The organism is Streptomyces sp. Y1, from assembly GCF_041053115.1.
Classification (GTDB): Bacteria; Actinomycetota; Actinomycetes; order Streptomycetales; family Streptomycetaceae; genus Kitasatospora; species Kitasatospora rubellomurina.
In genome coordinates, this window is the sequence record NZ_CP163445.1 from 7,900,222 (window position 1) to 7,912,367 (window position 12,146).

Here is a 12,146-nt window from a genome sequence, read left to right on the forward strand (position 1 = left end):
GACCACCACCGGCCGGCTCATCGTCTGGTCGTGACCCTCTCATCGCAGGAGCAACGACGTGCACCAGCTCACGTACGGCGACATCAAGGCCGCCACCGACCGCATCTCGGGGCGCGTCCGCCCCGTCGCCCTGGCCCAGCTCGATCCGGGTGCGATCCGCACCGCCCACCGCGACCCCCTGGACGACGACCGTCAGGTCGCACCGTGCGAGGTGTGGGTGGCCCTGGAGTTCATGCAGCACACCGGCTCGTTCAAAGCCCGCGGCGCGCAGAACTTCATCCAGGCCCACCGCGACGCGGGCAGCCTGCCGGACGCCGGGGTGACCATCGCCTCGGGCGGCAATGCCGGGCTGGCGTGTGCCTGGGCCGCCCAGCAGCAGGGCGTGCGCGCCACCGTCTTCCTGCCGCAGACCGCCCCGCAGGTGAAGGTGGCCAAGCTCCGCGGCTACGGCGCCGAGGTGCGGCTGGTCGGCTCGGAATACGCCGAAGCGCTGGCCGCGTGCGAGGAGTTCGCCGCCGCCACCGGGGCGCTCGCCTCGCACGCCTACGACCACCCGCTGATCGCCGCCGGGGCCGGCACCCTGCTGGAGGAGATCCACGCCCAGCTCCCTGGCCTGGACACCGTGGTGGTCGCGGTCGGCGGCGGCGGCCTGTTCGCCGGCGTCGCCACCGCCGCGCAGCACCACGGCATCCGCACCGTGGCGGTGGAGCCGGAGAACTGCCGCGCGCTCAACGCCGCGATCGAGGCCGGCCGCCCGCTCGACGTCACGGTGGACTCGATCGCCGCCGACTCGCTCGGCGCCCGACGCACCTCCGCCATGGCCCTGCACGCCGCCCAGCAGGACGGCGTGCAGTCCGTGCTGGTGGCGGACAGCGAGATCGTCCGCGCCCGCCAGGCGCTCTGGGACCACCGCCGCATCGCGGTCGAGCACGGCGCCGCGACCGCGCTGGCCGCGCTCACCGGCCCGGACCAGCCCGTCGCCGACCGCGACCTGCCGACCCGGCCCACTGGCCCGAGCCGCACTTACCGGCCCGGCAGCGGGGAGAAGGTCTGCGTGGTGCTGTGCGGGGCGAACACCGATCCGGCCGACCTGGCGCACCGGCCCGCCGCGCACTGACACAGTGACCCGAAGCGGGCAGCCGAGCGGACACCCGCCCGGCTGCCCCCTTCGTCATCCCGGCAGCCGTCGCCGACTACCTCGCAGCAACTGGGGCTCTGCTCTGGAGATCGGCAGGCGCAGCGACGACGCCTCTGGGTTCATGGTGCTGCCCAGACGCTGGGTGGTGGAACGCACGCTGAGCCGGCTGATGCGCTCGCGGCGCCTGGTGCGCGGCTACGAGACGCTGCCCGCCGTGCATGAGCAGATGGTGCTGTGGTCGATGACGATGCTCATGAGCCGCCGGCTGGCCTGCTGGCGCGGGTGAACCGTCCCGGGGTGGGTTCGGGCCTTCACCCGTGAAGGCCCGAACCCACGATCGAGGGCGTCATACGGCACGATCCGGTGCGCGGAACGGTTGAGGATCCGCAGCACGCGATGCCCACGTGGCGTCCCGGCTCCCCCTGGAGACATAAGCGCCGAATGCAGAGGTATCGAGATCCTTGAGGGACTCCAGTACCAGAGTGGCAATGGCAAAGCGAGGATCGCAGCGATCAGCGGCCTCGGGAACGGCGACGACCGTCATCCGGGCTGACACGCCGGCGAGGACGCCGTTGAGCGAGTCCTCGATCACGATGCATTCGTCGGGTGACGCGCCGAGGGCGGCGGCTGCGCGGAGATAGGCGCCCGGGTGGGGTTTGCCGTGTTCGTCGTCTTCGGCCGAAAACACGGCATCGAAAGATCGGTCAAGGCCGGTACTCGCGAGCGCAGCCCGAATCACCGACTCCGGCGAAGACGACACGACGGCCATCGCCCTCGATGCACGCGCGCACGCCGCGACGGCGTGTTCGGCGCCGGGTTTCAGCGCCACTCCCGCCAACCTGCGACACACGGCGGCCACGATCTGCTGCTCGACGTCGTCGGGGTCGGCTTGGATGGTGGCCCGATCGAACCAGTAGGCCACCATGTCCCTTTGCCGCAGCCCGCGCGTCGCCGCCTGCATCTCCGTTGTGAGGTGCAGGCCGAGCGGACCGAACACTTCACGCTTTGCCGCGTCCCAGATCGGCTCGGAGTCGATCAAAAGGCCGTCCAGGTCGAAGAGGACAATCGGTTGCATCGGTTGCTCTTTCGTTGGCGATCCCGCGAGGACGAGACCGATTCGCTGCCCCGCCGTGCATGAGCAGATGGTGCTGTGGTCGATGACGATACTCATGAGCCGCCGGCTGGCCCGGTGGCGAGCGTTGAACCGTCCCGGGGTGGGCTCGTCGGCCCGGCCCCGGTCGGCCAGCCGCTTCATCTTCGACCGAACTCCTTCCGCACGTGCCGGAACCGGCTCCGGTCCGAGTACGGCAGCGATCTCCTGACAGGACATCACTGGCTTCCCGCCGGATACCTGTTCGGTGAGCGTGGCGAGGAGGCGCTGGTAGGGGAGAGCGAGCGCGTCCATGGAAAGCGCGGGACGCCGCACCGGGACGATCGAGCCCGATGGTGAGGCGACGTCAAAGTTCGCTGAGACGAGACAATCTGTGCCGAAAGGCGATGCCTGTCACTTCAACGCGGTAGTTGTCATCAGCTGAAATCCGAACGAGGGGGGACGCGAGCTTCCCCGTCCTCTCGCACGGCAGCTGGCGAGTTCTCACTGCACCGTGCGCTGAACGATGAATTCCGCCCCGTTCGGAGGAATCTCGATTCGCCGGTCCGGCGCTCGCTGCACCTCCCACGGTCGACTCGACGTGCACGTGGGGGCCGGGGTGACGAGCCCCAGCACGGTCTTCCGGGTGATCTCCAGCCGCTCCAGCTGGTGCTCCACGGTGGCGAGTTGTCTGCCGAGCTGCGCGATCTGCTCGCGCAGGCGGGCCGCTTCATCACGGTTGACGGCTTTTCGGCTCACGGCTGTTGCGGTGGGCGGCCGGTTTCCAGCCGGATGACGCCCGGCGCCGCAGACGGGTTGGTGGGCAACCTTTCCGAACGGGTGACGATGTCACTACGCTGTGTGGCGGCGGGTGGCAGGGTGCGGGCGCATGGGGCGGCCGGGGCCACGCGCCGTTCGGGAGGAACGTCGCGCGACGCAATCCGGTGTGTCTCACTTCTACATCGCCTACCGGCAAACAGGGCCGGAGCCGGGTGGCATCGCGGTGGTGGACGCGACCACCGGCCGGGTCAGGGCGACCCGGGCCCTGGCGGGTAACCTCGGCCTGGCCGCCCGGTCCGGTGGCGCCGCCACGAAGCTGTACGCCCTGTCCGAGGCAGGCCAGAACCTCAGCACCGTCGACACCCGGACCCTGGAGACGGACATCCTCTACTCCGACCACGAGGGCTCCGCGGCAACGGACATCGCGGTGAACACCGACGGCAGCCGCCTGTTCCTGGCCCAAGGCCTGAGTGTGTTCGAGCTGGACGCGGCCTCGGGGAAGGAGGAGGAGGGGGACCACGCCGTCCCCCAGAAGCCCGTCTTCAGCTCATGGGCGACTATCGCGCTGTCCCCGGACGGCAAGCGCCTCTACCTGGCCCAGGAGTCCTACCCCTGACCCCAGCCGCAAGGTAGCTCGCACTGCTTGACCACGGTTTGTCAGGTCTCCCGTTGCCCTGGGACCGCCGGTTCGTTGGGCCGGTCGGGTGGTCCCGTGGACTGAGGCGAGAGGGCGGGGACGTGCAGCAGGAGTGGTCGCCGGAAGACGTGGTGGCGTGCTGGACGCTGGTGGACGGCGACTGGGACCTGGTGGCGAACAAGACCGGGCCGACGAGGCTGGGCTTCTGCCTGGTGCTGAAGTTCTTCGAGCTGGAGGGCCGGTTCCCGGACTCCGTCGAGGAGATCCCGCAGCAGGCGGTGGAGTACGTCGCCGAGCTGGTGAAGGTGCCGGCCGCGGACTTTGTGAAGTACTCGCTCACCGGCCGGACGGCCGAGTACCACCGCGCGCAGATCCGCGAGGCGCTGGGCTTCCGCCCGTCGACGCGGGCGGACGAGGAACGGCTGATCGGATGGCTGGCGGACGAGGTCTGCCCGGTCGAACTGGTGGAGGACCGGCTACGGGAAGCCCTGCTGGTGCAGTGCCGGGTGGACCGGATCGAGCCGCCGGGCCGGATCGAGCGCATCATTGCCTCGGCCCAGGCCCGGGCGGAGAAGGCGTTCTGCGCGCGGACCATCGAGCGCCTGGGCGAGGTATGCGCGTCCCGGCTGCTTGCTCTGGTGGCCGAGGGCAACGAGGCTGGCGCCCTCTTGCTGGCCGACCTGAAGCAGGACCCGGGGGCGGTGGGGCTGGAGGCGCTGTTGGCGGAGATCACCAAGCTGAACTCGGTGCGCAGGTTCGGCCGGCCCGAGGGGCTGTTCGCGGACTGCTCGGAGAAGCTGCTGGCGGCGTGGCGGGCCCGGGCGATCAAGATGTACCCCTCGGACTTCCGCGACACCGCCGAGGACGCTCGGGCCACGCTGCTGGCCGCGCTGTGCTCCGCCCGGCAGGCGGAGATCACCGATGCGCTGGTGGACCTGCTGGTCGCCCTGGTGCAGAAGATCAACGCCCGTGCCGAGCGGCGGGTGGAGCGCCAGCTCACCGCCGAGTTGAAGAAGGTCCGCGGCAAGGAGGGCATTCTCTTTAAGCTGGCTGATGCGGCGATCGGCAAGCCGGACGAGATCGTGCGGCGGGCCCTGTACCCGGTGGTTGGGGAGAAGACGCTGCGGGACCTGGTGGCCGAGGCGAAGGCGAACGAGAAGGTCTTCAAGGCCAAGGTCCGCACCACGCTGCGGAGCTCGTACAGCTCGTACTACCGGCAGATGCTGCCGCCGCTGCTGAAGACGCTGGGCTTCAAGAGCAACAACACCGCCTACCGGCCGGTGATGGACGCCCTGGTGCTGCTGGAGAAGTACGCGACCGTGGATGGCAAGATCCGTTTCTACGACGTCGGCGAGAAGGTGCCGATGGACGGCGTCGTGCGCAAGGACTGGCGCGAGGCGGTGCTGGACGAGAAGGGGAAGATCGAGCGCATCCCGTACGAGCTGTGCGTGCTGGTGGCGCTGCGGGACGCGATCCGGCGCCGCGAGATCTACGTCGAGGGCGCCACGCGGTGGCGCAACCCGGAGGACGACCTGCCCGGCGACTTCGAGGCCACCCGCACCGTGCACTACGCGGCGATCCGCCAGCCCATGGACCCGCAGGAGTTCATCACCGGTCTGAAGGAGCGGATGACCGCCGGCCTGGACCGGCTGTCGCTGGCCCTGGCGGACGGCTCTGCGGGCGGGGTGAAGGTGACCACCCGGCACGGCGACCCGTGGATCACCGTGCCGAAGCTGGAGCCGCTGTCCGAGCCGACCGGCCTGCAGGCGCTCAAGGACGAGGTGATCCGCCGCTGGGGCGTCCTCGACCTCCTGGACGTGCTGAAGAACGCCGACTTCCTGACCGGCTTCACCGACGAGTTCTCCTCGGTGGCCGCCTACGAGCGCATCGACCGCGCCACGCTCCAGCGGCGGCTGCTGCTGGCGCTGTTCGCGCTCGGGACGAACATGGGCATCCGCTCCATCGTGGCCACCGGCGAGCACGGCGAGAGCGAGGCCGCGCTGCGGCACGTGCGTCGGCATTTCATCACCGTCGACAACCTGCGGGCCGCCGTGACCAGGCTGGTGAACACCACCTTCGCCACCCGCGACACCCAGTGGTGGGGCCGGGGCACGGCCTGCGCGTCCGACAGCAAGAAGTTCGGCTCCTGGTCCTCGAACTTCATGACGGAGTACCACGCCCGCTGCGGCGGCAACGGCGTGATGATCTACTGGCACGTCGAGCGGAAGAACGTCTGCATCTACAGCCAGCTCAAGTCCTGCTCGTCGTCCGAGGTCGCGGCGATGATCGAGGGCCTGCTGCGGCACTGCACGGACGCCGAGATCGAGTCGAACTACGTCGACACCCACGGCGCCTCCGTGGTCGGGTTCGCCTTCACCGAGCTGCTGAACTTCCGGCTGCTGCCTCGGTTGAAGAACATCGGCAGCATCCGGCTGTATCGGCCCGACGACGACCCGCCCGGCTGGCCGGCGCTCGGCGGCTCGCTGACCCGCGCGATCAAGTGGGACCTGATCGCCCAGCAGTACGACCAGATGGTCAAGTACGCCACCGCCCTCAGGTTGGGCACCGCCGAGGCCGAGCAGGTCCTTCGGCGCTTCACCCGCGGCGGACCGAAGCACCCGACCTACCAGGCCCTCGAAGAGCTCGGCCGCGCGGTCCGCACGATCTTCGCCTGTGACTACCTGGCCAGCCCCGACCTGCGGCGCGAGATCCACGGCGGCCTCCAGGTCGTGGAGAACTGGAACAGCGCGAACACCGTCCTGCACTACGGCAAGGACGGCGCCTTGACCGGCCCGGACAAGGAGCACGCGGAGACCAGCATGCTGGCCCTGCATCTGCTCCAGTCCGCGCTCGTCCACATCAACACCATGTTGCTGCAGCAGGTTCTCGCCGAGCCCGCGTGGGCGAACCGGCTCACGGATGAAGACCGGCGGGGGCTGACTGCTTTGTTCTGGTCGAACATCAACCCGTACGGCACCTTCCGCCTCGACATGGACAAGGGCCTGGACCTCGGCTTGGCTGGCGCGATTCCCAGGCCCCGGACGGCACCGAACCCGTCCACGCGCATGACAATGGCCTGACGAACGTCGGCAGTGTGGGATTGCTGTCGATACGCCCAGCGCGCCGCGGCTGCTGGTCAGCCCAGGCCGGGCAGGCTGCGCAGTTCGGAAATGCGCAGCAGACGGGCCAGCAGCACGAACAGCACCAGCATCGCGGCACCGCCGGCCGCCAGCGCCAGCACAGAGCCGATCACCGGAGCAGGGACGGCACCGGAGCAGATATGCGCCACCGCCCAGCCGACGGCGCTGGCGACCCCCGCCGCAGCCGTGAGCTTCCCGTACGTGCGTACGAGCCGCTTACCGTCCAGGCGGCCTTCCAAGCGGCTGCGCAGCTTGAGCCCGGTGACGAGCAGGCCACCGGCGTAGGACGCGGCATAGGCGGCCGCCATGCCGATGACCGCCCAGCGCGGAGGCAGGAAGAGGTGGCAGCCAGTGGCCAGGATGATGTCGAGGCCGGAGATCCAGACCGCCATCCAGAAGGGGGTCCGGGTGTCCTCGAACGCGTAAAAGCCGCGCAGCAGCAGGTACTGGGCGGAGAACGGGACCAGGCCGAGTGCGAAGGCCTGCAGCATCTGGCCGAGCGGCTGCGCTGAGGCCGCCCCGCTGCTGCTGTAGGAGAACATCACCGTGGCGATCTGCGGTCCGAAGGCCAGGAAGAAGAAGGCTGCCGGGACGATCGCCACACCGGTGACCCGCAGTCCCCGCGACAGGTCCTCGCGGACGTCGTCCAGGCGACGCTCGGCCACCGCCCGGCTCAATCGCGGCAGCATCGCGGTGACCAGAGAGACCGTGATGATGCCCTGCGGGAGCATCCAGATGTTCTGCGCGAAGAAGTAAGCGCTGTTCCCCGCGCCAGCGTTCTGCAGGACCGCGTCCACCGCGTTGGCGTAGCGCGTCACGACCGTCAGAGCGATCTGGTTGACCAGTACGAACAGCAGGGTCCAGCGCGCGGCGGCCACGCTCTTGCCCAGACCCGTGCCGCGCCAGTCGAAGCGTGGGCGCCACCTGAATCCTGTCCCGGCGAGATACGGGACCAGGCAGACCGCCTGGAGGGCGATCCCGATCGTGGTGCCGATCCCCAGTAGCCGCACCTCGGCCGGTGTCACCGACGCGGCGTCACCGGGGGCCGGCACGAGCCACCGGTACAGGCCGAACATGGCGATCAGCACGAGGTTGTTCAAGACCGGCGTCCACATCATCGCCCCGAACTTTCCGCGGGCGTTGAGGACCTGGCCCAGCATGAAGAAGAGCCCGTAGAAGAAGATCTGCGGCAGCAGGAACCGGGCGAAGGCCACCGTCAACTCGAACAGCTGGTGACTGTCCGGCGTGTCCGGCATGTAGAGGCCGACGATCCACGGAGCGAGCACCATGCCCACGACGGTCCCCACCGCGAGCACGCTCAGCACCATGGTGACCAGCCGCTGCTCGTGCGCCTGACCGCCATCGGCATGCTCGGCGCGTGCGCGGACCAGCTGCGGCACGAGCACTGAGTTCAGCGCACCACCGATCAGCAACGTGTAGAGACTGGTCGGCAGCGTGTTCGCGGTGTTATACGCACCGCCGACCGCCAGCGTGCCCAGCGCGGCGCCCTGCAGCATCAGTCGGAACATCCCCGTGCCGCGCGACACCACGGTGCCCGCAGCCATCAATGCGGACGACCGCATCAGCCCTCCGGACGCGGCCTTCGAACGACGCCGCGCGTGGCGCCGCCGCCCAGAAAGATCCGTCTCCGCCGCCGCTGTGTCCACCTGATCGACCATGACCTCAATCTAGGGCCGCGAAGATCACCTTCGGAAGCTGGTGTCGAAAAACGAACGTCTGCCGACACTTGACCGGGCGATCACGAACCCGCAGGTGGCGTATGTCGGTAACTCGTGTCGAGTTTCAACGTCGGCGAACGGTTCGTCAGGTAGATTCCGACACATGCTCATCGGCTACGCGAGGGTCTCGACCGCTGACCAGAATCCCGATCATCAGATCGACGCGCTCCTGCGGGCCAACGTCGACCGCGACAACATCCACATCGATACCGCGAGCGGCGCGAAGGCGTCCCGCCCCAAACTCGACCTTGTGCTGCAGCTGCTGCGACCCGGCGACACCCTGAAGATCACTCGGCTCGACCGCCTCTCCCGCTCCGTCCTCCACCTGGTCACCCTCGGTGCCGAACTGCGCGAGCGCGAGGTCGGCCTGCACGTGATCGAGCAGGGCATCGACACCGCCACCGTGGAAGGTCGAGCGATGTTCGGCATGCTCTCCGTGCTCGCCGAGCTCCAGCGCGAGCTCATTGTCGCCAACACGATGGACGGCCTGGCCTCCGCTCGCGCCCGGGGCCGGGTCGGCGGGCGCCGGCCAAGACTCACCGAGGACCAGGCCGCACTCGCCCAGCAGCTCTACGACGCCCGGGAGAAGACCGTCCAGCAGATCGCCGACCTGTTCGGCGTGCCGCGGTCCACGGTGTACGGGCACCTCAACCGGGAGAAGACCGTCCCCCGTCAGCCGAAGAAGGCCACGGTCGCGAAGCTCTGACCGCTACTTTGCGGCCGGGGTCAGAGATAGGAGCCCGGGGCCTACCTGGGCAGGCACGGTCAGAACTCGAACCGGAAGGAGACGCCCTGCGTGCTGGCCATGGACATCCCCGAGCGGGCACCGGAAGGGGCCGACCCGCAGGACGGCAGCGCGGAGGAGAGCGATCCGGGTCCGGGGCAGGCGGTCGACATCGCCGCCCCCGCCGAGAAGTACCGCGCCGTCCGGGTGCTCCTCAGTGCCGACGGCGCCACCCTGTACGCGTTCGTGCCCCATCAGGCCGACCCGCTGGTCGCCATCGACACCGCCACCATGACCGTGACCGCCCGCGCCGAGGGCCCCGCCCCGACCGCCCTCGCGGCGTCCCCGGACGGCACCCTCCTCTACGCCCTCCACGCCGACCGCGCGGGCACCATCCTCAACGCCACCGACCTCACCGAGACCGGCACCTTCCCCAGCGCCCCGGACGGGGCCCCGGCCATCGCCGTCGCCCCTGACGGCACCGTATGCGTGGCCTACTCCGACCACACCTGCACCGTGATCGCCCCCGGCGCCGAAGAGGCCTCTGCTCCCGCCCGCCTGGCCGGCGCACCGCTGGCCGTGGTGACCGCCGCGGCCAGTGAAGCCGGCCCCCGGCCCCAGCCCGAGTACGTCGGCCAGTACCGGCGCAGCGCCATGCCCCGCCGGTACAACGGGTCCTCCGGAGAGCACGGCATGTGGTCCACCGACATGACCTGCGAGCAGGGCACCTTCGTACCCGCCTACGACAAGGTCTACGAGGGCTCCTACACCCTCACGGACGGCGTCGGCGTCTGGCGCAAGGCCGTTGTCGGCGGCGGCGAGAGCAAGAAGTTCTACCGCGTCCCCTTCTGGGACAACCTGATCGTCGACGGCGACGACGTCACCTGGCTGTAGGCGTCCCCGCACCCAACCCGGCGGGCGCAGGCCGGGCATCCACCAGGCTCGTACGGCACATCAGCGGCGGCCGTGCCCGGCGGCCTGCGCGAGGTCTGCGACGAAGTCCGGGCCCTCTCCCGGTTCCCGTGTCGGCGCGGGGCCTCCCGTCCGGCACGGGTTCACCGAAGCATCGGCGCCGAGATCAGGGCCGCGATGACCGGGGAGCGCCTCCTGGCAAAGTCGTGACGAAGACACTCCCGGCACATCGTGCGACTGAACCTCACCAGCTGGCGGTCAAGGGCCTGGTGCTCCCCGCGCCATGCCTTCAAGGCTCCCACCCGGCGCCACCCCGCGTGCCGACCTCCGGGCCGTCCGCCGCCGACCACGACCTTTTCTGCGGCGCGGACGGGGACCTGACCGGCGCCGACCGGGAGAGCCGGGAGCTGCCGACGCGCGCCCTGTGCCTGGCTGCAGGCGTCCCGGGCCCTCGTGAACGTTGAGCAGGCTCCGGCCGAAATCGCCCCCCCCTTTCGCACTGGGTGACGACCCGGATGCGCCCCCTCTTTGGGTTTGTTTGTGTGCCCATGCCCGCCAGGTAATCCCGGACGAGCGTCTGAAGGCTTTGCAGGCGACCGTGGACGCTAGGTCCTGCTCCAAGTTGAGATCACCGTTTTGGTGATTCACCGACGCGTGGGGGCCGTGACCCGGTAGGAGTCTGGTGTGACGCGTGGTGATCTGACTGATGGCGAGCGGGAGTTGGTCGGGCCTCTCCTGCTTCTCGGGAGCGCGGGCCGATCCCCGATCTCCGCCGGCACCTCGATGCCGTGATGTGGCGGTTCCGGACAGGGAGTCCGTGGCGGGACGTCCCCGAGCGCTACGGGTCCTGGTCCACCCTGAACTTGCAGTCCCTAGACGACTGTGGCCGTGACTGGCCATGCCCTGCGGTCCAACAGATCGAGGACGAGTGCGGCGATGTTCCACGCGTCGTCCTCGCCGCGGTGATGGCGTCCCTCGAGCGGCAGTCCGGCGATCTGTAGAGCGTGGTCCATGCCGGGTTTCTTGCGCAGCCCGTAGGCCGCGGTGAACACGGCCTTGGCGTTGGTGTGGGTGCGCTCCGTTGGATAGCCGAACGGATAGGCCACCCCGTCAGCCTGACTCTGCCGAGCGAATTGCCGACGGTCGTACTCGCCCCAGCTCGTCCAGGGGCGCTCCCCGGCCTCGTACTCCTCGACGAGGATCCGGCAGGCCTCGGCGAAGGTGACGCCCCGTTCCACCTCGGCTTGCGTCAGTCCGGTCAGTTCAGTGCAGAAGTCGCTCACCGCCGACCGGACAGGGCGGACCAAGACACGATGCCGGGACACGCGGCGCCGTGCCAACACGTCCACGACGGTGAGACCGATCTCGATGATCTCGTTCACAGAGCCGGGCGGCGGCTGTCCGTCCCAGCAGGTGGCTTCCACATCAATGACGTTCAGCAGGGAGGATTCGTGGCGCATGGGGCCGAGGGTAGGGATGTGCCCCAGGTTCCGGCACCCCAATTTCTGCATGCCCACACCGCCACCGCCAACAGCAACCTCTTCCAGCGACCCAGACACCGCCCACATGTGGACCGTCGGCCGCGAGATCCCGAACCGGCGGAGGCAGCCACCACCACGGCAGCACCGGAGTCGACATTCGGAGCGCGTGAAGAAGATCGTCAGCCGGCAGCTGAATGAACGCGCCATCGTCCTCTCCGATGCGCGATCCGTGATCCTCGCTCGGGTGTGGCAGGAATCTTCACTGGGTAGGTCCGGGCGGGCCGCCAAAAGTGGGACAGGTTCACCGCCGGGAAAAGGGGAGGCGGCAGTGACCGTCAGGATGATCACGGACTGCGGTTCGGAAGCGTGCCCGAAGGGTTCGTGGGCGCTGTACGGCAATCCGCACTTCAACACGGACGGCGGCAGCAACGCCTGCCGTGTCCTGATCGGCGACGAGAACGTGTCCGACCTGTCCGCCCACGACTTCTCCGGGAAGGGCATGTCG

Annotated in this window: 9 protein-coding genes and 2 pseudogenes; 7 read left to right on the plus strand and 4 right to left on the minus strand. The window is 69.3% G+C overall.

Annotated elements, in window-relative coordinates; genetic code table 11:
• Positions 1-58 precede the first annotated feature (58 nt).
• Positions 59-1,117: a threonine/serine dehydratase gene (locus AB2U05_RS34400; RefSeq protein ID WP_369185408.1), complete on the plus strand. Its 1,059-nt coding sequence runs from the start codon at positions 59-61 to the stop codon at positions 1,115-1,117.
• 106 nt (positions 1,118-1,223) lie between these two features.
• Positions 1,224-1,424: pseudogene (locus AB2U05_RS34405) on the plus strand (IS5/IS1182 family transposase); the annotation flags it as partial.
• Between the two features lie 60 nt (positions 1,425-1,484).
• On the opposite strand, the gene AB2U05_RS34410 reads toward AB2U05_RS34405, so the two are convergent.
• A complete protein-coding gene (locus AB2U05_RS34410; RefSeq protein ID WP_369185409.1) occupies positions 1,485-2,393 on the minus strand; it encodes an HAD family hydrolase in 909 nt (302 codons plus the stop codon).
• Between the two features lie 339 nt (positions 2,394-2,732).
• On the minus strand, positions 2,733-2,987 hold the full coding sequence (locus tag AB2U05_RS34415; RefSeq protein ID WP_369185410.1) for a hypothetical protein: 255 nt from the start codon (positions 2,985-2,987) through the stop codon (positions 2,733-2,735).
• A gap of 187 nt (positions 2,988-3,174) precedes the next feature.
• Between AB2U05_RS34415 and AB2U05_RS34420 the strand changes: the two genes are divergently transcribed.
• Both AB2U05_RS34420 and AB2U05_RS34425 read left to right on the plus strand, forming a co-directional pair.
• Positions 3,175-3,624, plus strand: coding sequence for a YncE family protein (locus AB2U05_RS34420; RefSeq protein ID WP_369185411.1), 450 nt, complete (start codon positions 3,175-3,177; stop codon positions 3,622-3,624).
• Between the two features lie 122 nt (positions 3,625-3,746).
• Positions 3,747-6,725 carry a Tn3 family transposase gene (locus AB2U05_RS34425; RefSeq protein WP_369185412.1) on the plus strand — a complete coding sequence of 993 codons (2,979 nt, stop codon included), beginning with the start codon at positions 3,747-3,749 and terminating at the stop codon, positions 6,723-6,725.
• 56 nt (positions 6,726-6,781) lie between these two features.
• On the opposite strand, the gene murJ is transcribed toward AB2U05_RS34425, so the two are convergent.
• Positions 6,782-8,464: a murein biosynthesis integral membrane protein MurJ gene (murJ, locus tag AB2U05_RS34430; RefSeq protein ID WP_369185413.1), complete on the minus strand. Its 1,683-nt coding sequence runs from the start codon at positions 8,462-8,464 to the stop codon at positions 6,782-6,784.
• Between the two features lie 163 nt (positions 8,465-8,627).
• On the opposite strand from murJ, the gene AB2U05_RS34435 reads away from it, so the two are divergent.
• The 3 genes and pseudogenes from AB2U05_RS34435 to AB2U05_RS34445 form a co-directional block, all read left to right on the plus strand.
• Positions 8,628-9,230, plus strand: a complete 603-nt coding sequence (locus tag AB2U05_RS34435) for a recombinase family protein (protein WP_369185414.1) — start codon at positions 8,628-8,630, stop codon at positions 9,228-9,230.
• A 90-nt stretch (positions 9,231-9,320) separates the two neighbouring features.
• Positions 9,321-10,142, plus strand: coding sequence for a YncE family protein (locus tag AB2U05_RS34440; protein ID WP_369185415.1), 822 nt, complete (start codon positions 9,321-9,323; stop codon positions 10,140-10,142).
• A gap of 776 nt (positions 10,143-10,918) precedes the next feature.
• Positions 10,919-11,008 (plus strand): annotated as a pseudogene (locus AB2U05_RS34445) (transposase); the annotation flags it as partial.
• 24 nt (positions 11,009-11,032) lie between these two features.
• Here the strand turns inward: AB2U05_RS34445 and AB2U05_RS34450 are convergent.
• Positions 11,033-11,620, minus strand: coding sequence for an exonuclease domain-containing protein (locus AB2U05_RS34450; protein WP_369185416.1), 588 nt, complete (start codon positions 11,618-11,620; stop codon positions 11,033-11,035).
• Between the last annotated feature and the right edge of the window lie 526 nt (positions 11,621-12,146).

What these genes read in the sequence shown, in the direction of transcription:
- AB2U05_RS34410 (WP_369185409.1), bottom strand. Translation starts at nt 2,393, where the DNA reads ATGAAGCGGCTGGCCGACCGGGGCCGGGCCGACGAGCCCACCCCGGGA.
- murJ (WP_369185413.1), bottom strand. Translation starts at nt 8,464, where the DNA reads ATGGTCGATCAGGTGGACACAGCGGCGGCGGAGACGGATCTTTCTGGG.
- AB2U05_RS34435 (WP_369185414.1), top strand. Translation starts at nt 8,628, where the DNA reads ATGCTCATCGGCTACGCGAGGGTCTCGACCGCTGACCAGAATCCCGAT.
- AB2U05_RS34450 (WP_369185416.1), bottom strand. Translation starts at nt 11,620, where the DNA reads ATGCGCCACGAATCCTCCCTGCTGAACGTCATTGATGTGGAAGCCACC.